Source organism: Hamadaea sp. NPDC050747 (assembly GCF_040654195.1).
Lineage (GTDB): Bacteria > Actinomycetota > Actinomycetes > Mycobacteriales > Micromonosporaceae > Hamadaea.
Window position 1 is genome coordinate 222,505 of the sequence record NZ_JBFAHM010000005.1, and the last position, 21,372, is coordinate 243,876.

Here is a 21,372-nt window from a genome sequence, read left to right on the forward strand (position 1 = left end):
CGACCCGACCGCCGTTAGGGACCGACACTTTTCGCATGCCAATGTATGAGCGTCTCATCCGGGTCATCGTGGCGATCGCGATGGTCGGCGGCCCGCTCGGCTACCTCATCGGCGGGACACTCAGCCCGGCGATCCACGCCCCCGACCAGTCCAGCATCACCGCGGCCGCCGCCACGAACCCGACCATCAACAGCCTGCACATGCTGGCCTTCGTCCTCGCCTCCTACCTGCTACCCATCGGTGCCGTCGGCCTGGCGTTCCTGGCCTATCCGCGTACGCCATGGGCCGCCACCATCGGCGGCATACTCGCCGTCATCGGCTGGCTGCCGTTCTCCGCCCTCACCGCCCTCGACGATCTGATCAACGTCGCGGCTGAACAGCCCTCCGCCGCCATTCTCGGTTCCCTGCTGCACACATTCGGCGGCGACCCGGTCATGCTCGGATACCTACTGGTCTACATCGTCTGCCACCTGATCGCGTACGTGATCCTGGGACTGGCCCTGCGCCGCCACGTGATCCCCGCCTGGGCCGGCTGGGCCATGGTCGCGAGCAGCCCGCTGACCGTGCTGGCGTTCGCGCTGCCGTCGAGCCCACGCGTCATCGGCGCCATCGCCTTAACGTTACTGGTGGCAGGCAGTGTCCCGGCCGCCGCGGCGATGTTGCGCACACAGCGCTCATCCTGAAGATCAATGGACCACATCTGCGCGGTCGTCGACGGGCCGGGCCTATCTGAGCACGCATCGAGCGGAGCATCGGTGGGGGGTCCGCAAATCGATGCCGGGGCTTCGGCAGGCAAACAGGATGGCTGTGTCTCGAGCGGCACCTCCACCGCCCGAATGGTCAGGGTCTGCTGGCCCGCTGGCGCAATCGCATAATTAGCTGCCGTCATTCGCTGCGCTCGGAGGTACATCGATTGCTGGCGATGGCGGAGGGAAGTCCAGGAGGCTGGACGGCCCGCAGTCACACCGCAGATACGTGGCTGCGGTGTGACTCGGGAGGTCCGACGGCATGGCACGAGTGGGCGTGTTCCAGGGCGTCGGGGTGTGGTTCCGTCGGCAGGGTGTGATCCACAGCGATTACGGTCGTGGTTGCCATCGCTTGCGTCGCCGGAAGTGAACGACGACCAAGACGGTGATGGCGATGACCGCAACGGTGATGGCGGCGATCTCGCCAAAGCGTGTGGCGATCTTCTGGTAGGCGGCGCCGGCGAAGTAGCCGAGCAGGACGACGGCCGTTGCCCAGAGCAGCCCCCCGGCTGCGTTGTAGGTAAGGAAGGTGCGGTACCGCATGTGTGCCATTCCGGCCAGAAACGGCGTGGTGGCGCGTAGGACGGCTACGAACCGGCCGAGGAAGACCGCTGGCCCGCCGCGCCTGGCGAGGAAGGCGCGGGCTTGGTCGAGACGTTCGCGGCGTCGTTGCAAGGGCCGGGCGTCGAGTAGTCGCATGCCGTAGCGATGTCCGATCTCGTAGCCGGCGGTGTCGCCGGCGACGGCGGCAAGGACCACTATGGTGATCATTGCGGCGAGGTTGGTGTGGCCGGTGCTGGCGGTGACGCCGCCGAGGATGGCGGCAGTTTCACCGGGCAGAAGGAAGCCGATGAACAGGGCGTCCTCGGCAAAGACGAGCAGCGCGACGGTCAGGTAGGCCCACACTGCGGGCAGGCTGGTGAGATGGTCGAGCAACCCGGTCATCTGGCCGTTGCGGCGGTGGCGGAGATGATAAGCGGGCGCAGGGGAGTCCGTGCCATCGCCGTGACCAGGTGTGTGAGCGGGCGGCGGGTGAGCACGTGGACGAGCAACGCCGTGGTGGCGCCGACGGCAAGCCCGGCCGCGACGTCGGCGGGGTAGTGAGCGCCGATGTACACCCGGGAAAAGGCCATCGCGGCGGCTGCGAGCCCAGCGAGGAGGCCGAGCCGGCGGGCGACGAGCAAAAGGCCGGCCGCGGCCGCGCCCGCCATGGTGGCGTGATCGGACGGGAAGGACCCATCGGTGCTGTGGTGGGCGAGTATGAGCAGGTCGGGATGGGCGGTGTAGGGGCGGGGCCGGGCGGCGAGCGCCACCAGCGGCTGATTTATCGCGACCGCGACGAGGACGGACAGGCCCGCCGAGAATGCTGCGGCGACCCTTACCGGGTCTGCGCTGCGCCGGGCCGTCCACCATCCGGCGAGCAGCAGGGCGGCGAAGAGGGCGGTGCCATACTCGGCGTAGCCGAGCATCAACGGATGCGCCCAGCCCGTGGTGCGGGCGAGATGGTTGACGGCGTAGAGCCAGGATGTGTCCATCGTTGGAATCTTTCCCTCACCGTATGCTGCTACTACAATGCAAAGTCGTATGAAGCGTACTGCGACATTGTGGTGTAGTAGGAAGGGTTTGGCTGATGGAGGCTCGGCGGGGACGGGGGGACCTCGGTCAGCAGATCCTCGCGGTCCTGGAGAGCGCCGATGCTCCTCTGACTCCGGCCCAGGTGCACCAAGCGCTGGACGCGGATCTGGCGTACACCACGGTCATGACCGTGATGGCTCGGCTATATGACAAGGGTGTGCTGTCTCGGCAGAGGACAGGCCGCTCGTTCGCTTATGTGCCGTTGGGCGATCCGGCGCGGGTGACCGCCCGGCGGATGCATCGCGTCCTCGCCGTCGAGCCGGACCGGGCTGCTGCTCTGGCACGGTTCGTGGATGACTTGTCCCCCGTCGACGAGGCTACTCTGCGCAGGTTGCTGGGTGAGACCGTGGACGGCACGGGGGTGTGATGATCACGGCAGCAGTGGCGGCGATCGTCGCGATGCTCACTGTCGCGGCCGCCGGTCCGCCGCTAGCCGTTCGGTTACCTCCGCGCTGGGCAGTGTGGCTGCTAGGCCTGGCCGCAACCGGCGCCGCCGCATCCACGGTGTTCGTCCTCGGTGTGCTCACCTTCATATGGCTGGGACAATTCGGTGAGATCGCAGAGGAGGGCCACTGGTCACCGGCTGCGTTGCGGGCGGCGGACCCGATCTCCGCCCAGGTCTCGATCGGATCGGGTCTGCTACTTGTTTCCGCCATGACGTGGACGACGCGGGCCGTGCTGCGCCACTTGCGCCAGCTGTACGCGTGGCGGCGAATCGAACGCGACCTGCCGGTCGGCGAGGGCAGCGTCAGCGTGCTCGACAGCGACGACGTCGATGCGTTCACCCTGCCGTCCGGCCGGGTGCTCATCACGCAAGGCATGCTCGCCGCGCTAACGCAGGCAGAGCGCGACATTGTGCTCGCGCACGAGCGCTCCCACCGTGTGCACTGGCATGCTTGGTGGCGCGTCATCGTTGACCTGGACGCCGCTATCAACCCGTTGCTGCGCCCGACCGCGCGTGCGGTAATGCATATGACCGAACGGTGGGCTGACGAGGATGCCACCCGGATAGCCGACCGCCGCACAGTCGCGCTGACGATCGGCCGCATCGCCCTGATGCGAAACCGGCGGAGACCCGACCTGACCGTCGCGGCCACCGGCGGGCGCATACCGCAGCGCGTACGTGCGCTGCTGGACTCACCGCCACGCACCCACCCGGCCCACCTGCTCACAGTGCTTGTCCTACTGGCCACGCTCACCGGAACGTCGCTGGCCGTCGAGCACGCCGGCGAGGCGTTGATCGAGAACGCCATGCATCACCCGACCGCCGCTGAGACCGCCAACCGCTGAGTCGACGAAGTGCCGACGGCACACGCGAGGCCTGCCCCCAGCGTCGATCATTCGCTCTGGGCAGGCAGAGGGCGCATCCCAACGATGCGGCCCGGGCCCGCCTGTCAGGTAAGTGGTGAGACCACGACGGTTTCGCCGGACGAAATCAGAACCGCTGACGCATCGGGTCGACCTGGCCGCCCCATAGGGTCGCGTATCGAGCCTCGGCCGACACTCGCAACCAAACCGACACGTGTCCACCGCAGCAGTGCTCGGGCTCCGCGCCCGAAAAGGGGGGATGGGGGTTGGACCCGGAGCCCGAGTCGGCCGCGGTCCCGCGATGCGCCCAGCGCGGCTGCGGCATCCGCATGCCGATCCGGGCACAGTAGCCGACGCCAACATGTCTGGTCTTCCACCTGTTGAACGATCCGTGTCGCATCGTCACGTCACGAGCGGTCTATGCGACCCAGGCCGCAATTGGGCGTCGACATCGTCACAGCGGGTATTGAGGTTATAGACGTAGGGTGGTTGAGCAGGCATCGAGGACGGGGGACTATGTCGGCGGACCAGGCGCTCGGCGCCGGTGGTGTCAATCGCCGGATTCTGCGCGCACAAAGCTGGCTGCGGCAGCACACAGCGCGTGTCGGGGTGCGACTGATGTCGGCGTTCCTGGCCGTGTCGCTGCTGATCCCGCTCGTGGGCTGGGTCGCAATCCAGGAACAGTACGCGTCAGCCGCCCGAGCAGCCCAAGCCGAAGCCGGGCACGTAGCCGCGCAGATCGCCCAGTTCGTCACACACACCGATCCGGGACGCGCGCCGCTGTATCAGGACCCCGTGGGACTACAGGCCTACGTCACGACCCAGCACACCGATCAGGGCCGCGACATTGAAGTCGTCGACCAAGACCTGCGCATACTCGCCGACGCTATTCCCGCCAACGTCGGCCGACAGTTCACCGGCGACGGTGGACAGGTCGCCGCGACATTGCGCGACGGTCAGGATCGCACGTTCACCGAAACCAGCGCCGACTTTCCCCACGGCATCGAACTGGTGGCGGTACCGATGAGACACGCCGGCGCGGTCGTCGGCGCGATCCTGCTGGAATACACACCGATCTACGACACTCTCGTGGCCGCCAGCGCACCCACCCGACGAGTCATCGTCAGCGTGAGCGTTAGCGGAACCGTTGCCGCCCTGGTGCTGGGCTTGCTGCTATCGCATGGCATCGTGCGTGACCTGCGCCAGCTGCGTGGCGTTGCCAGCTTGTTGGCCGCCGGCGACGACACCGCCCGCGCGCGGCTGGACGGGCAAGGCGAGATCAGCCAGCTCGCCGCCACGTTCAACGACATGGCCGATCAGATCGCCGCGCAAAAGGCCGAGCTGGCCGAACTGGCCGGTACCGACCCGCTGACGGGTCTGGACAACCGGCGCTCGTTCCTGTCCAGGCTGCATGTGGCATTGACCTCGTCGCATCGGACCGGCAGTCCGGTTGCTCTGCTTATGCTTGATGTGGATCATTTCAAGTCCATCAACGATAGCCATGGCCATGCTGCCGGTGACGCCGCTTTGCAGACCTTGGCCGCCGTGCTCCGATCCGATCTGCGTCCCGGCGACCGAGCTGCGCGTTTGGGCGGGGAGGAGTTCGCGGTGCTGCTGCCTGGCACCGGCCGGGCGGACGCGGTCGCCGTGGCGGAGCGACTGCGCGCTGCGGTCTCCGCTGAGCGCTTCGCTTTCGGCGGGCAGCCGTTCACCCTGACGACCAGCATCGGAGTGGTGATCTATCCGATCCACGCGGCGACAGCCGACGCCCTACTGCAGGCTGGCGACCTGGCTCTCTACGCGGCAAAGCACCACGGCCGCAACCGGGTCTGCGAACCTCCACCCGGCCCGGCGTCGGCCGGGCGGGCCGGCCCAGCGAGCTGACGGCCGCCCCGTGATCATTACGCCGCGTCCACGTCGGCGACGGTGTGGTGAGATTCGGTTTCTGCGGTGCCATTGGGCTAGGCCTGCGTTGACCCACATGCCCTGGGCTGGCGAATCTGGCGGGGCTCTCGTCGGATTGGTAGGGCCGGGCATCGAGGCCCGGCCCCCGTGATCTCACAGTGGTGGCAGGTCGAACTGGTCGTTGCTCATGCGAAGTAGTGCCAGAGACGCTCCGGCGTACCCGGCGGCCGTGACGAGCAGGCCGAGGCCGGCGGCGACGTGCCCGGGCATGAACGGGTGGGTGAATCCGCCGATCGCGAGCAGGATCCCGAACACGGCCGGGGCGGCTTTGCTGCGCCACAGTGCCACGCCGAGAAGCAGGAGCCCGAAGACGATGCCGACGATGAACAGCAGCCCGCCGAGCAGGGCGATCGGGTCCTCCTCGAGCTTGGTCTGCAGTGTCGTCATGGTGGCCAGGTCCAGGTGGTGCTTGGCGGTCGCGTACGCCAAAAGGTCGCCGCCCTGGTTGAGTGGGAACCCGGCAAGCTGCCCGAGCAGTGCCAGGATCGCTCCTGCGGTGGTCAGCCGGGGTGCACCTCGGCGGGAGACCCAGACGACGGCGAAGGTGGCCGGGATGAGCAGTACGAGGAACGGCAACCCGAGGTACTGAGTGAGACGTACCTGGTCGAGGTGCCCGGTGTAGGCGGCGACGGTGTCCTCGAAGGAGACGCCGCCGTCGACCGGGGACAGGATGTAGGCCAGCCCCATGCCGAGCATGGGCAGCGGGGCGAGGACGGCCAGCAGGATGCGCCAAAAACCACGCAGGTCCTTGCGGGTCTTCACGATCGGCGGGGTGACGGCGGTTTCGGTCGACATGTGGTTGCTCCTAGGCCCGGGTCGGGCGGCGAACGGCGTACGTGGCGGCCAGCGCGACAGCGACAGCGGACAGCACCAGTCCGATGACCGAGCCGTCCCAGGACTTGGCCAGGCCGACAACGGCGGCGATCAGGTTGGCCGCGCCGACGGCGGCGACGGCGGGCGCGGCCCAGGTCGCCGATCGGAACAGGGCGACGGCGGCGACGAGGCCGGCGACGCCGAGCAGGCTGAACAGCCAGCGCACTGGCGTTGGCAGGCCGATGTCGCCGTCGTCGAGCGCGAAGGGCAGGTTGAGGAGCGCCATGATGATGGTCGCGATGGCGGCGGTGTAGCGGACGGTTTTCATGACCTCAGCGTCGGATCGGCTGATGCCGCTGGCCCAGGGTGTGGACTCCCGACCTTCGGCCGTGCGGGCCCGCGGCAGCGGACCGGCTTCCCGAGGGCGTGGGAACTTCATCCCGCACCGTCGGGAGGCGCGGCCGTTGAGCCGCGGCCATCCGGCCCGGATACTCAGATCATCGACACCTCAGGCACGCAGCAGCGCCGCGACGGCAGCCGGTGGGCGGTCGCCACGCTGACGGCTGTCCTGGTCGCCACCACGTTCGGGGTGTTCTGGATCGCTGGCGGCCGGCCGTGGCCGAATCCCGACGGCATCCCGGTTCCATGGCTGGAGCCGCTGATGACGGTGCTCGCATATGGGCTGGCTGGGGCGATGCTGATCGACCGTCGGCCGGATCTGCCGTTCGGCTGGCTGCTGGCGGTAGCTGCCGTCGGTGTCGCCGTGTCGGTGATGGCAGTGCCTCCCGCGTATGCCGCCGCCCTGGCCGGCCGCCACGGTCCGCTGGTGGGATGGGCGCTGACGACTGGAGCCTTCGGCTTCCTGCCGATCGCGGTCCAAGGGTTGATCAATATCCGGTTCCCGTCCGGTCGTACCGCCAGCCGCTGGGGTGCGTGGCTGGAACGGGCCATCGTCGCCGGGACCGTGCTGGTGGTCCTCGGCGGGCTGCTCGGCGACAGCAGCCAAGGCACGCGACGGGCTCATCCGCTGACCGGTGGGACGATCTTCGCCGACCTGGCGGACGCGCTGGTGGTGGCTGCGCCGGTCGTGGTGCTGCTCGGTCTGATCGCCGGTGTCGGAGTCGTGATCCGCTTCTTATGGGCCACCGGCGTGTCCCGCCAGCAGCTGAAATGGCGAGCGGCCGGCGTGCTGGCGTCGCTGGCTCTGTTTCCGCTGGCTGTCACCGACCGGCTGCCGTTTTTCGCCTCCGCGCTCGACGCCGTCGTGTTCGTCCTGACGCTCGCGATTCCCGTGCTGCGGTACCGGCTGTGGGCGATCGACACTATCCTGCGCCGGTCCCTGGTCTACGGTGCGATCACCGCGGCGCTTATCCTCGCCTTCGCCGCGCTTTCGGCGCTGGCGGCACAGATCGTTTCCCGGCAGGTCGCCGCCCCCCTGGCGGCCGCCGCTGTCGCCCTGTCGTTCGTGCCGCTGCGCGAACGTACGCAACGGCTGGTGGATCGGCTTTTCTATGGCGGACGCCAAGATCCGCACCGGACGCTGCGCGCCTTGAGCCGGCGCCTCGCCACGGTCCCGGACGGCGACACGCTCGCCTCGTTCGCACACGCTGTGGGTTCCGCGCTGCGCCTGCCCTATGTGGCCGTGCTGCGCGCCGATTCGACCCCGGTCGCGGTGTATGGCACGGAGTCCCAGCCGCAGCAACGCTGGCCGTTGACGCACGAAGACCAGGTGGACGGCTTCCTGGTCGCCGCCGCGCGTCGGGGCGAAGAAGTCTTCGACGACCGCGACCGGGAGCTGCTGGCCGAGCTGGCCGGCCGGCTCGGCCTCACGGTGCGCAACCAGAGCCTGACCGCTGAACTGCTGCGCTCTCGCCACCGCCTCGTCGCGGCCCGTGAGGAGGAACGGCGCCGGTTACGCCGCGAGTTGCACGACGGACTCGGGCCGGTTCTGACCGCGGTCGGGCTCAGCCTCGACGCCGCTCGCGCGCGGCTGCCCACCGACCCGGAAACCGCCGGCCGGCATGTGGCCGAGGCGCGCGAAGCCGCCCACCAGGCGCTGGCCGACCTGCGGAAGGTCGTGCACGGCCTGCGCCCCCCGGCCCTGGACGACCTCGGCCTCGCCGGCGCGCTGCGGTCGCAGGCCGACCAGCTCACCGCGGGATCGCCGATCCGGGTTCGCATCGAAGCCGACGGCCTGCCCGAGCTGCCCGCGGCGGTCGAGGTGGCGGCCTACCGCACAGCTGTGGAGGCGATGACCAATGTGGTTCGCCACAGCGGTGGCCGCCAGTGCCGCGTACACGTGGAAGTCGACCGTGGCCAGCTGGTGCTGGAGGTCACCGATGACGGTGACGCGCGCGGGCCCTGGCTTCCCGGCGTCGGTGTGACCGCGATGCGTGAACGCGCCGCCGAGCTGGGTGGCAGCTGTCATGCTGGCCCTGTAGACGGCCGCGGTGCCGTCACAGCCCGTTTTCCTCTACCGGAGCCGACATGATCCGTGTCCTTGTCGCCGACGATCATCCCCTGGTACGCCAAGGGCTGCGCGCGGTTCTGGCTACTGAGCCGGGCATCGCCCTGGTAGGGGAGGCAGCCGACGGGCGCGACGCCGTCCGGCAGGCCGTCGAACTACGGCCGGACGTGATGGTCATGGACTTGCAGTTGCCGGGCCTGCACGGCCTGGACGCGACCCGCATGATCAAGTCGCAGGCTCCGGAGTCGGCGATCCTCGTGCTGACCATGTTCGAAGACGACGCCACCGTGTTCGCCGCCATCCAGGCCGGTGCGCTCGGCTATCTGGTGAAGGGCGCCGACGGAGCCGACATCCTGGCCGCCGTCCACGCGGCCGCCGCCGGGCAACCGGTGTTCGGCGCGGCGCTGGCCGGTCGGCTGCGCACCTGGTTTGCCGCACCGCCACCGCAAGCAGGGCCGTTTCCTCAGCTGACATCCCGGGAACTGGACATTCTCGATCATCTCGCGGCAGGGCTGTCCAACGTCGAGATCGGCCGGAACCTGCATCTATCGGCCAAGACCGTGGCCAACAACATCACCGCCATCCTCGCCAAACTCCACCTGACCCAGCGCAGCCAGGCCATCGTCCAAGCCCGCGACGCCGGCCTAGGCCGCACGCGCTAACGATCAATCGCGTCGTCACCACGCCCTGACCTGTACCTGCCGGGTGAGCTGCTGATCTCGAGTCACATCGCGCATAGCCGTCAGTGCGACAAGCTTGCCGGTCCGGCCGCGCATCGTTTCCGCGCGTTGAGGGACACACCAGCACGCGAAAGACCCAGCTCGCTGTTGGCACTTGTCCGAAGGGCCGGCTAGCACTCCACGCTACGGACTGGGAGGCTCGTCGAGGGGCCAGGCTGTCAGCTTTGCCAGCCATGGAGCCTGCCGCCGACAGCGCTCACCAGTCTGGCGCTTACGTGCCGTGCCGGAGTTCGGCTGCCCGGGCGCGATCGGCGAGCGCCGCCGCGCAATGCTGTTCGGCTCGCTGCTCGTCGCCGGCGTTGCCAATGGTGTATGCGGCAAGCTCATGGGCGTTCGCGCTGCGATCGGCCAGGAGTCGTTGCCGAGCGTCGGCCGCGCACCTTCGGGCAAACTCCAAGTCCTGGTCGTTGGAGCCTGCGATTCGGCGGCCGTCAGCAACGTGAAGCAATCTGTCGTGAAGGATCCGTGCCCGGTCAGCGGCGCTGTCGGCACGCGCCCTGGCTCGAACACCTGGATCCGTGAGCGGAGCATCCGCAGGTGTGGACGGCTGACGCACAGTCACCCCTCCATTATGGTGGTCGCGCGTCATGTCGGTGGCGGCGCTGTGCTGCCACCCGGGTGTGCGTTTGCGTGGCCGATCGGGTATCGCTGGTGGGCTCGGGCTAACGACCGGTCATCAGCTCGGTGAGCCCCATCAGTGCGAAAACGTAGCGAACGGACTCCGACATCTGAGTGATCTGCAGCCGCCGACCGCGGTCTACGGCCAGCCGCCGGGCGCGGAGCAGGACGCCGATGGCGTCGGAATCCATGAACCGAACGTCACTCAAGTCGACCTCAACATCGACACCGGACTCCAAGGCGGCCGCGAGCTTCGCGGCGGTCTCCGCGTTGCTGGCGAAATCGAGATCGCCGGCGAGCACCACACGCAATACGCCATGCCTGGATGGATCGGTCATGGCCCGATTCTGCCCCGTCCTGGCCTCTGTTGCGGCGTACGCCGGCACGCGAAGCGCCCCGGGCCGGAGTTCGGCTGGTATCCTCACCCCGTTCCAGGGTGTGGTCGGCGAGCCACGGCCGTCACGCCGCTTGCGCTGACGGCCGGTTCTGGAGTCCCCGATTCGGTGCCCCACGATGCGCTGCTTCACAGCCTCCAAATCGCCTGCCTTGAGTGTGTCGGGGCACCGACGGTAGCCAGCCAGAAGGCCGTGGTGACGACACGTGGCGATCGCGCCTGAGAGGTAGCGGCGTGCTGCGGTCAGCTGACGTCGGAGCGCATCGACGGCACCGGCGAGAGGCTGCGGCGAACGACGTCCAGTCCACCCAGGCGTGCGGCAACCTGTTCCCCCAGATCCCCTAGGGTCACCCTGGGCACAAGATTTCGGGAGCGGGCTCCTTCAGTGGTGCTGATCGCACAGTTGACGCAGTGCGAGGCGGTATCCGATGTCGGTGAACAGGTGCCGTGCGGCGTCGGCGAACTCGGCAGCCACGTTGTGAGCGCCACGATGGCGGTGCAGGCGCGACAGTTCGGCCAGAGCTTCACCTTCGCGTGGGCGTAGTCCGAGTGTTCGGGACAGTTCCAGGGCGCTGGTAAGGGTTTGCTCCGCGCTCATCTGTCGGCCTGGGCTCGACGCCCAGATGCGGCCGAGGCCCAGCGTGGCCCGGATCTCGTGCAGGCGCAGCCGGTGGGCAAGCGCCAGCTCCAGAGCGGCCTGGTACTCGCCGGTGGCGTGGTCTGCGTGGCTCAGGCGGGCCCTGGCGAGGTGGAGTTCTGCCTGTAGCCGTGGTGGACCGCCGCCGTCGAGTAGCTGTTCTGCGGTGGTGACGGCGTCCTGGGCCCGCGCGAGCTCGTCGCGGTCGTGCCAGAGTTGGCAGACCCAGGCCAGGGCCGAAGCTTCGCCGAGCCGGTTCGGGTGCGTGCGTAGCCGGGCGAGGCCGTCGAGCGCAAACTGTTCGGCCTCGTCGAGTCGGTCTTGGATCCGGTGGATGTCGGCGAGGTTGAGCAGAATGACCGCCTGCAGCTCGGGTGGACATAACTGGCGAGCCTGCTCGAGTCGTGCGGTGGCGTCGGCGATGCGGCCCTGTTCCAGGTCCGCGAACGCGAGCTGCACGTAGACGACCCACACGTTGGCGGCGCGTTCGCTGCGGAGGAAGGCGTCAACGGCATGTTCGCCGAACGCGCGGGCTTGGATGAAGCTGCCTTGATCGCCGTGGTCGCCGCCGGCGTTCGCGGCGGCGATCGCCGCGCAGGCCGGCCAGTCGATGTCCTCGGCGATCGTCATCGCACGCTGATGGTGTTCGACGGCTGCGTCGTACCGGCTACGGACATTCATCGCGTCGCCGATCGACTGGTGTGCCATTGCGAGACCTTGCCGATGGTCGTCGGCGTCCGCGGCTCGCCGCGCATGCGCGGCGGCCTGCTCCCACGCGGTCAGAGCCGACACCCGGCGGAAGTCCGGTCGCATCGCGTCGTGCAACACCCACGCGGAGCGGCGCTCGCCGAGCCGCTCAGCGTGGGCGATCAGCACCGGCAGCGTCGTGCGTTCAGCGGCAAACCACGCCAGCGCGGCACCAGCATCCAGGGCGTCATCGTGTTCGGCGGCGAGCGTGTTGACGGTGTCGGTACGCAGAACCTGCGGGAACGCGGCCGTTGCGGCTGCCGCCGCGGCACGCTCATACCAGCGGTACAGCCGTGCGACAGCGGCGCTAGCGGAGTCCGATGGCTCGTCGCGGCCGGCTCGTTCGTGAGCGAACGCTCGGATCAGATCGTGCAGCGAGTATCGGCGTGGCCGATGCTGTTCGATCAGATGCGCAGCGCACAACCGGTCCAGCAGCCGCCGGGCTTCGCCGGGCGACAGCCCGGCAAGGGCGGCCGCCGCCGGGACGCCCAGGTCGATGCTGGGCAGCAGCCCTAGGAGGCGGAACATGCGCTGGGCGGACGGCTCAAGGCGGATGTAGGAGGTGTCGAAGGCGGACCGGACGGCGGTGTCGTCGATGGTGAGCATTCCGAGCCGATCCGCGCGTAGCTCTGCGGTGAACTCGTGAAGGTCCCAGCCGGGGTGCGCCGACAAGGTGGCGGCGGCGATGCGGACCGCCAGCGGCAGGTAGGAGCACAACCGGGCGATCTCCGCGATCGCGTCGGGCTGCTCGGCCGCCCGAGCACCGGAAGCGTCCGCCAACAGCCGGTGCGCCGCTTGCGGGCCAAGTGTGCTCAGCGCCAGGGTTTTGATCCCGGGGTCGACGGTGAGCTCGGTCAACCTGTGACGGCTGGTCGCGACGATCGCACAACCCGCTGGTGGGAGCAGAGCGCGGATCTGCTGAGCCGTCGAAGCGTTGTCGATCACCAGTAGCAGCCTGCGACCGGACAACCGGGATCGGAAATAGCCGGCCGCGTCAGCATCGTCGTTGGGCATCCAGCCGATCTCGATCGACAACATGTGCAGCAGTCGTTCCATCGCCTCACGGGCGGTCAACGGGGCTTGCGCTGCGAAGCCCTGGAGATCCAGGTAGTGGCTGCCGTCGGGGAACCGGTCAGCGACACGCCACGCGACGTGCAGCGCCAAGGCGGTCTTACCGATCCCCGCCGTCCCGGTGACCAGCGCGGCGCAGGGGCCTTCGCGTCCGTCACCGAGCAGCAGCCGCTCCAGGGCCGCTACCTCGTCGTCGCGGCCGGTGAACGCGATGGGCCGGGCCGGAAGGCTGCACTCGGCGCTGGGCCTGCCGACCGTCAGCGGCCGGCGGCCGGCTGTCCCAGCGGGAAGGGGCAACTCATCTCGCAGGATCTGCTGATGCGTTTGTCGCACACCGGGGGAGGGGTCGACACCGAGATGCTCGGCGAGCCATTCGCGCGTGCGCTGATAGGCGGCCAGGGCGTCGGCCTTGCGGCCCAGGTGATAGTTCGCCGTCATCAACAGCTCGGTGAGCCGTTCCCAGGTCGGATGCTCCAACGTCAGGGCGGACAACTGCGGAAGCGACTGCTCTGCCGAGCCGGCCTCGATGAGCGCCTGATGCTTGCCTTCGATCGCCGTCGTGTACATCGCCTGCCACGACGTGCCGATCCGATCTCGCAGGCCCGCATCGGCATCGGCACCCAGGACCGGGCCGCCCCACAACGCCAGAGCCTCGTCCAACGCGGCGGCTCGCGAACCGGGTTCGGGTAGCAGCGCTGCCTGCTCGGCCAGCACACGGAATCGGTGTGCATCGACGTCGTCCGGGTCGACACCAAGGGTGTATCCCGAGCCGGGACCTGACACCAGCAGGTTGCCCAGACCGGCGGCCGAGAACCCGGCACGAATACGCGCGACATGACCATGAAGGTTGCGGCGGGCGTGCCTGGGCGGCTCGTCCCACAACAGGTCAATCAGCCGCTCGCTGCTCAGACTCTGACCAGCCTCCAACAGCAACAGTCCCAGTAGGCACCGCTCCCTGCGCCGGTTGAACAGGATCGGCATCCCGTCGACCTCGGCTCGCACCGCGCCGAGCACACGAAACCGCACCCAGCGACCCTAACCGACCACCGACCGTCGGGGCGTGCACGGTGATTTCTCCGCGAGAACCTCGGCGCTGAACTGCCGGTGTACGAGGGCGGCACTCGGCCAGCACGCCAGCGATGACATCAACGGCAACCAGGTCGGTGACATCACATCCCATACCCGCCAGAAGGGCCTCGTCCGCGGCGATGCCCATGAGTGTTAACAAGCGGCCGCGGCGCCGTGGCACCTGCGGCCCGCGGTTCACGCCAGCCTTGGCCTGCATTCCGTAACGCTCGCTGTGGATCCACCATGCCCGTCCGTGCCAGGTCTCAGCTATGTCCGGGACGGGACGACGGCGGCGACGTCTGGGCGCGCGGACTTCTACGAAATGCCGTCCAGGTCGTCGATGCTGCTCGGTCCGGTTCCCGGAGGCTGGCCCGCCAGCGGGCTTCGAGCGCCACGAGCAGCCTGTCGACCGTGGCAGGCCGGGGATGGCGGTAGCGGCCCTAATACCGGGCGTGAGACCGGTTCCGGCCCGCGTGGGCTCGTCCGTGGCTGTCGGGCCGCGGTCGGGGCGACATCGCGGGTGATCGCATCGACACACAGCGTTTACGATTCAGCGCGGCGCAGACCGAAGACGTCCAGCGAGATAAAGATCGAGTAATGGTGTTGACGCACGAATGATCGGCGTTTGACGATAGGTCGATGCGCCGGTCGTCTGTAGTTCTCCGCCGACAGCTGTCCGCGTCAGCCTTGGTCCTGTTTCTCGTCGTGAGTTTGCTGTCGGCCCTGCCGGGCAGGGGTTTCGCGGCGACCGCGCCTATGCCGGCTGCCTCTGTGAACGCGATGTGGGCGGCCTACGGCAACGCCGGCGGCCACTGGACCGGCGGCGACAGCACCGTCTCGGTGCCGCTGCCGGACGGGCGACTGGTCTGGCTGTTCTCCGACACGTTCCTCGGCACGGTCAACGCCGACTTCAGCCGTCCCACGAACACCCCGATGGTGAACAACACGATGGTGGTCCAGGACGGCACGACTTTGGGCGCCACCCTCCACGGCGGCACCGCGAGCGCCCCGAAGAGCCTCGTGGACACCGGTGTGTCCACCGAGATGTACTGGGTGGGCGACGGCATCGCGTCCGGGGCCACGCTGAACGTGCTGTACAACCGCTATCGCAAGACCGGCGACGGCTCGCTGGACGTGGAACTGGTCGGCACCGCGCTGGCCACCTTCGCGCTGCCCGCGCTCACCCTCAGCAGTGTCACCATGCTGCCGGTCGGCAACAAGATCGCCTGGGGCACGGAGATCCTTCAGGACGGCGGGCAGACCTACGTGTACGGCGTCGAGCACGCCGGTGGCATGAAGTTCGCACACGTGGCACGGACTGCGTCCGGCCTCGGCGGAGCCTGGCAGTTCTGGGACGGCACGACCTGGTCCAGCACCGAAGCATCCTCCCAGCGGCTGTTCAGCGGCGTCGGCGGATTCTCCGTCGACCGGATCGGCTCCGACTACGTCCTGATCAGCCAGGACACCGACTACCTGTTCGGGCCGTCGATCGTGGCGCACGTGGCGTCCACGCCGACCGGGCCGTTCGGGCCGCCGCAATACCTGTTCGACGCCCCCGAGCCGGGCGCGAACTCCAGCCACATCATCTACGACGTACGCACCCAGCAAACCCTGGCGACCACCGGGAAGCTGCTGATCTCGTACAACGTGAACAGCGTCCAGAACTCGGACAACTTCGCCGACGCGCGGATCTACCGCCCCCGGTTCGCCGAGGTGCCGTGGCCGTTCCCGACGCCCGATCCGGCCGCCGTGCCGGCCCGGCCCACCGGGTTGAGCATCGACGGTGACGGCGATCCGATCCGGCTGACCTGGTCGGCCGTCGCCGGAGCCACCGGCTACCGCGTCTACCGCCGGGATGTGACCGCCGGGCAGACCTACTTCACGCGGCAGCCCGCGGTAGAACCCGGCACCTCGGTGGAGATCTCGCTGCTGACCGACGGGCACACCTACGAGTTCCGGGTCGCGGCGGTCAACGCCGCCGGGGAAAGCCTGCCCAGCGACACCCGGTCCGTCGTGATCGACGTCGCGCCGCCCGGGACCCCGGCGAACGTGACCGCGGTGGCCAGCGGATCCGGTGAGATCGTGCTGAACTGGTCGGCCGTGGCCGGCCCGGCGCAGTATCGGGCCTACCTCCGCGATGTCAGCGAGCAGCAGACCGAGTTCACCGCCATGGAGATGGACAGCGCGTTCGGCACCACCACGACCGCCCGCAAGCTCGCCAACGATCACGACTACGAGTTCGTCGTCACCGCGCTCAATGGCGGCGGGGAAAGCCCCCGCAGCCGCCCGGCCTCGGCACGGGCGCACTACGACGCGCCCGTTGCGCCCGCGGCGCTGACGGCCACCGCGAACGCCGACGGCACCATCAGCCTCACCTGGACCGCTCCCGGACCCGAGCTGTACTACTGGATCTATCAGCGCGACGTCACCGCGGGCGACACCACGTTCCTGCGGCTGGCCTATCCCGTGACGCAAGGCTCCTCGTTCACCGCGGGCGCCTTGGAGCACCAGCACCAGTACGAGTTCAAGGTGAGCGCCATCAACGCAGGTGGCGAAGGGCCGGCGTCCACGCCCGCCCGAGCCACGGCACTGTACGCGCTGCCCGGCACCCCGGTCGGCGTGTCAGCCACCGCCAACCCGGACGCCAGCGTCACCCTCACCTGGACCGCACCCGGCGACAACCTGTGGTACTGGGTGTATCAGAAGGACGTCACCGCGGGCGAGACGAGCTTCACCCGGCTGGCGTACCCGGTGACCGACGGTGTCACGGCCCGTCCCGGCGGGTTGCTCGACACGCACGAGTACGACTTCGCGGTGTCGGCCATCAACGCCGGTGGCGAAGGCGCGCTGAGCAACCCGGTACGCGTACGGGCCAGGTACGACGCACCGGCCGCGCCGACCGGGTTGCAGACGACGGTCAACGGCGACGGGAGTGTGAGCCTGAGCTGGTCCGCGCCCGCGCCCAACCTGTACTACTGGGTGTATCAGCGCGACGTGACCGCCGGTGAGACGACGTTGCAGCGGTCGGCGTACCCGGTGACCGAGGGAACCTCGGCCCGTCCGGGTCTGCTCACGCAGGGACACGAATACGAGTTCGCGGTGTCGGCCGTCAACGGCGGCGGCGAAGGCCCGAAGAGCACTCCGGTACGCGCCACGGCCCGCTACGACCTGCCCGGGACGCCCACCGACGTACAGGCCGTCCCGGGCGACGGCCAGGTGACGTTGACCTGGAACGCCCCCGCACCGGACCTGTGGTTCTGGACCTACTACCGCGACGTGACCGCTGGGGACACCGAGTTCTCGCGGTCGGCGTACCCGGTCACCTCCGGCACCACCCAGACGCTCGGCTGGCTGGCCAACGGGCACGACTACGAGTTCAAGGTGAGCGCGGTCAACGCCGGTGGCGAGGGAGCCGCCAGCGCCGTGGTCACCGCCAAGCCGCTGCCGCCGCTGCCCGCCCAGGTGACCGGGTTGACCGCCGCGGCCAACGACCTCGGCGAGATCGCGCTGAACTGGACCGCCCCTGCCGAGAACCTCTGGTACTGGGTCTACGTACGCGACGTAACGGCCGGCGAGTCCACGTTCACGAAGCTGGCTTATCCCGTCACGACCGGCCCGTCCTGGACCGCGACCGGGCTCACCCACGGCCACCTGTACGAGTACAAAATCGCCGGAGTCAACGCGGCCGGTGACGGCCCGGCTTCCGCGGTCGCGAGCGCCACCGCGCACTACGCCCTGCCCGCCGCGCCGACGAACCTGCGCGCCACCACGGCCGGGGACGGCACGATCTCGCTCACCTGGGACGCACCCGCGCCCGGCCTGTGGTTCTGGGTCTACCAGCGGGACGTGACCGCCGGGCAGACCTCGTTCACCCGCGGCACCTATCCGGCGACCAGCACCACGGCGACGACCGGGGCGCTCGTCGACGGGCACCTCTACGAGTTCAAGGTCAGCTCGATCAACGGCGGCGGGGAAGGCCCCGCGTCGGCACCGGTGCAGATCACCGCGCACGGCGGGCTACCGCTGGCCCCGTCCGCGCTGACGGCCACCGCCGGCAACGCGCAAGTCCAGCTGTCCTGGACGGCGAGCCCGACCGCCAACGTGTACTACTGGATCTACTACCGGGACACGGCCGGCACGCAGGGCTTCACCCGCCTGGAATACCCGGCGTCGGGCACGACCGCGACCGTCGGCAGCCTGACCAACGGCCACTTGTACGAGTTCATCGTGACCGCCACCAACGCCTCCGGCGACAGCCCGGCGTCCAACGTCGCCTCCGCCAAACCGATGCCGCCCGCACCGACCGCCCCCACCGGGCTCAGCGCCATCGCCGACAACGGCAAGGTCGGGCTGGGCTGGCAGATGAACTCCACCGCCGACCGGTACAACATCTACTACCGCGACACCACGGCCGGGCAGACCGGGTGGACCAAGCATCCGGTCTCACCCGCCGAATGGTGGTACACCGTGGCCGGGCTGACCAACGGCCACCGCTACGAGTTCCGGGTCACGTCGGTCAACCTGACCGGCGAGAGCGGCCCGTCCACTGTCGTCGCCGCCACACCGGTTCCCCCCGCGCCGCAGGCACCCACCGGCCTGACCGCCGTCGCGGGCAACGGCCAGGTCTCCCTGTCCTGGAACGCCAGCGCCACACCCAACGTGTACTACTGGGTCTACTACCGGCCGCAGGGCCAGACCACCTGGTACTACTACCAGAACCCCACCACGGCGACCTCCTTCACCGCCAAGCCACTGTGGAACGGCTACTCGGTGGAGTTCAAAGTGACCGCCGCGAATCTCGGCGGCCAGAGCGGGTTCTCCAATACCGTGTCGGCGACCCCGTTCTATCCCCCACCCGCCGCGCCGAGCGGCCTGCAGGCCACGGCGGGCGACGGCAAGGTGACGCTCACCTGGACCGCCAGCCCAACGCCGAACGTGTACTACTGGATCTACTACCGGCCGCAGGGCCACAGCGAGTGGTACTACTTCAAATACCCCGCGAGCGGGACCCGGTTCGTCGCCACCGGGCTGCTCAACGGCTTCACCTACGAATTCAAGGTGACCGCCGCCAACCTGGCGGGCCAGAGCGGCTACTCCAACACCGTCTCCGCCAAACCGTTCCAGCCCTTGCCCGCCGCCCCGACCGGTCTGCAGGCCGCCGCCGGAGACGGCACCGTGACGCTCACCTGGAACGCCAGCACCACCCCGAACGTGTACTACTGGATCTACTACCGGGCGCAAGGCCAGAGTGCCTGGTACTACTTCAAATACCCGGCCAGCGGCACGCGGTTCGTCGCCACCGGACTGCTCAACGGCTTCACCTACGAGTTCAAGGTGACCGCCGCCAACCTGGCAGGCCAGAGCGGCTACTCCAACACCGTGTCGGCCCGGCCGGTGCCCCCGCCGCCGTTCGTGCCGTCGCTGCGCGCCACGTCGCATCCCGGCTACATCTGGCTGGAATGGCAGTGCACGCTGTTCCCCGGCGGCCCGGTGGCGCTGTGGATCGAGCACCGGCTCAACAACGGCGCGTGGATCCGCGCCACGCTGCCGATCTGGCATCAGGTGGGCCTGTGCGACCAGGGCCGATCCTTCGACACCACGGTGTTCGTGTGGGGGCAGTACATCGAGTTCCGGCTGGTCGCCGAACGCATCACCACCGCGGTGTCCAACGTCGTCGGCGCCAACCAGATGCTGTCCATCCCCAGCGCGTACGTCCTGATGACGTCACCGACCAACAGCGGGTGGGGCTGGTTCTGGGCCGGCAAGTCCGGCAGCACCTGGTCGGAGTACGGCTTCGACTGGTCCGACGACGGGTGCAGCAACTCGCCCGACCGGCCCTTCGGCTTCAACTTCCTGCCGGGCTGCCAGCGGCACGACTTCGGCTACAGCAACAACAGACGCGCCGGTCTGAACGCCGAACCATGGCGAGAACGGGTCGACTACACGTTGCTGTGGGACCTGCGCAACGAATGCGCCAAGTACTCCTCACACCAGTCCGACTGCTACGCCTACGCCAGCCTCTACTACTCCGCCGTACGCAAATGGGGACGGGGCGCCTGGGATTCGTGATCCGCAGGCGAACGCGGGGATACTGGCTCGCCGGCTAGCTTGTGGTTTAACCTGTGCCGCGAGGCCGTGGATTGATTGGCGCCGTTCTCTTTGTGCGCGCGGGTTGGCTGATCGGTGCCAGCAGACCCAGCGGCAGCTCGCGGACCGTGCGGCGAGGCTCTGAAGCGCGCGAGCCGACTACCGATCCTGTTCCAGCACACCCTCGAGCGCCTGCCGTCACCCCGGTGGCGGCAGGCGCTGTGGCCAGCGGCCCCGCGACATGATTCAAACGGTCCACAACGGACGATGATCTCGCGATGGCTGTTGTGCGGTTCGGGCCGGTCTCACGCCTTCACGCTCTCGCATCAGAGCAGGTCAGACTGCTCCAGTCCCGTGCCGCTGGTGTACTAGGACGATGTGGTGGCCGGCGGCGAGCCGTGCGGTGATGTGCCTGCGTTGCTCGCTGTGCGCGTCACGCCTCCGGCACCGTAGCTGCGCGGTACGACAAGAAGGCCAGATACTCCTGGGCTGGTCACGCGTTGTTATACCTGGCGGGCTGATCGGTCGGGGGAGGAACGTTGAAACGGCGAAGGACGAGGTTGCGCCGCGGCTCGAGCGATGCAGGCAGGAGCTGGATTCGTGTCAGCATCCGCCTCAGGGTCGCGCTGAGCGTGGGCGGTGTGGCTCTGGTGGGCCTGCTCTCCGCGATCTTCGCGCTGAACCAGGACGCACGCGTATCCGGCGCTGGTCAGAACGCGAACGTGGCTGTCGGCTCGCCGTCGCCGACCGCTACGAGTCCGTCGCCGTCGCCGTCAAGTCTGAAGACAACGCGGCCTAAGCGGCCTGCGGCACCGGACGCAGCTCCGAGCAGGTCGGCTACCCGGTCGCCGGCTCCCGAAAGCACAGTGGCTCCGTCCGCGAGTCACTCGATATCGCTTGTCCGACCGGCGGAGCCGTTCGAACGCGGCAACCCGATCGTGACTCAGGTCGACGAGGCGACCGCGGCCACGTACCGTCTTGCACTCCTCGGACACGTCGCGAATGAGCCAAACTGGACAGTGTTCGGAACATGCGAACGGACGTCCACGACCACGTTTCGCTGCTTTCTCGACCCG

Annotated in this window: 13 protein-coding genes; 7 read left to right on the forward strand and 6 right to left on the reverse strand. The window is 68.7% G+C overall.

Going from position 1 to position 21,372, the window contains the following annotated elements; genetic code table 11:
* The first annotated feature begins 35 nt into the window (after positions 1 to 35).
* Positions 36 to 683, forward strand: coding sequence for a hypothetical protein (locus tag AB0H43_RS13220; protein ID WP_359999540.1), 648 nt, complete (start codon positions 36 to 38; stop codon positions 681 to 683).
* 393 nt (positions 684 to 1,076) lie between these two features.
* On the opposite strand, the gene AB0H43_RS13225 is transcribed toward AB0H43_RS13220, so the two are convergent.
* Entirely contained in the window at positions 1,077 to 1,691 is a 615-nt protein-coding gene (locus tag AB0H43_RS13225) for a DedA family protein (protein WP_359999541.1), read from the reverse strand.
* Complete coding sequence (locus AB0H43_RS13230; protein ID WP_359999542.1) at positions 1,688 to 2,281, reverse strand: phosphatase PAP2 family protein; 594 nt, start codon at positions 2,279 to 2,281, stop codon at positions 1,688 to 1,690. Before AB0H43_RS13230 ends, AB0H43_RS13225 begins: the two co-directional genes overlap by 4 nt.
* Positions 2,282 to 2,376: 95 nt before the next feature.
* On the opposite strand from AB0H43_RS13230, the gene AB0H43_RS13235 reads away from it, so the two are divergent.
* The 3 genes from AB0H43_RS13235 to AB0H43_RS13245 all read left to right on the forward strand — a co-directional run bounded on the left by AB0H43_RS13235 (position 2,377) and on the right by AB0H43_RS13245 (position 5,573).
* Positions 2,377 to 2,748 carry a BlaI/MecI/CopY family transcriptional regulator gene (locus AB0H43_RS13235; RefSeq protein ID WP_359999543.1) on the forward strand — a complete coding sequence of 124 codons (372 nt, stop codon included), beginning with the start codon at positions 2,377 to 2,379 and terminating at the stop codon, positions 2,746 to 2,748.
* Complete coding sequence (locus AB0H43_RS13240; RefSeq protein WP_359999544.1) at positions 2,748 to 3,671, forward strand: M56 family metallopeptidase; 924 nt, start codon at positions 2,748 to 2,750, stop codon at positions 3,669 to 3,671. The genes AB0H43_RS13235 and AB0H43_RS13240 overlap by 1 nt, the downstream gene beginning before the upstream one ends.
* A 534-nt stretch (positions 3,672 to 4,205) precedes the next feature.
* Positions 4,206 to 5,573: a GGDEF domain-containing protein gene (locus AB0H43_RS13245; RefSeq protein WP_359999545.1), complete on the forward strand. Its 1,368-nt coding sequence runs from the start codon at positions 4,206 to 4,208 to the stop codon at positions 5,571 to 5,573.
* 174 nt (positions 5,574 to 5,747) lie between these two features.
* Here the strand turns inward: AB0H43_RS13245 and AB0H43_RS13250 are convergent, their stop codons facing one another.
* Together AB0H43_RS13250 and AB0H43_RS13255 are read right to left on the reverse strand one after the other, a co-directional pair.
* Positions 5,748 to 6,449, reverse strand: coding sequence for a hypothetical protein (locus AB0H43_RS13250; protein WP_359999546.1), 702 nt, complete (start codon positions 6,447 to 6,449; stop codon positions 5,748 to 5,750).
* A 10-nt stretch (positions 6,450 to 6,459) separates the two neighbouring features.
* The gene (locus AB0H43_RS13255; protein WP_359999547.1) at positions 6,460 to 6,795 is read right to left on the reverse strand and encodes a hypothetical protein; all 336 of its coding nucleotides are present in this window, start codon (positions 6,793 to 6,795) and stop codon (positions 6,460 to 6,462) included.
* A gap of 261 nt (positions 6,796 to 7,056) precedes the next feature.
* On the opposite strand from AB0H43_RS13255, the gene AB0H43_RS13260 reads away from it, so the two are divergent.
* Together AB0H43_RS13260 and AB0H43_RS13265 are read left to right on the forward strand one after the other, a co-directional pair.
* Positions 7,057 to 8,958, forward strand: coding sequence for a histidine kinase (locus AB0H43_RS13260; protein ID WP_359999548.1), 1,902 nt, complete (start codon positions 7,057 to 7,059; stop codon positions 8,956 to 8,958).
* Complete coding sequence (locus AB0H43_RS13265) at positions 8,955 to 9,596, forward strand: response regulator transcription factor (RefSeq protein WP_359999549.1); 642 nt, start codon at positions 8,955 to 8,957, stop codon at positions 9,594 to 9,596. Before AB0H43_RS13260 ends, AB0H43_RS13265 begins: the two co-directional genes overlap by 4 nt.
* A 740-nt stretch (positions 9,597 to 10,336) precedes the next feature.
* On the opposite strand, the gene AB0H43_RS13270 is transcribed toward AB0H43_RS13265, so the two are convergent.
* Both AB0H43_RS13270 and AB0H43_RS13275 read right to left on the reverse strand, forming a co-directional pair.
* Entirely contained in the window at positions 10,337 to 10,630 is a 294-nt protein-coding gene (locus AB0H43_RS13270; RefSeq protein WP_359999550.1) for an STAS domain-containing protein, read from the reverse strand.
* A 438-nt stretch (positions 10,631 to 11,068) separates the two neighbouring features.
* Positions 11,069 to 14,167 carry a BTAD domain-containing putative transcriptional regulator gene (locus tag AB0H43_RS13275; RefSeq protein WP_359999551.1) on the reverse strand — a complete coding sequence of 1,033 codons (3,099 nt, stop codon included), beginning with the start codon at positions 14,165 to 14,167 and terminating at the stop codon, positions 11,069 to 11,071.
* An 822-nt stretch (positions 14,168 to 14,989) separates the two neighbouring features.
* Here AB0H43_RS13275 and AB0H43_RS13280 point away from each other — a divergent pair.
* Complete coding sequence (locus AB0H43_RS13280) at positions 14,990 to 20,278, forward strand: phospholipase A2 (RefSeq protein ID WP_359999872.1); 5,289 nt, start codon at positions 14,990 to 14,992, stop codon at positions 20,276 to 20,278.
* Positions 20,279 to 21,372: the final 1,094 nt, after the last annotated feature.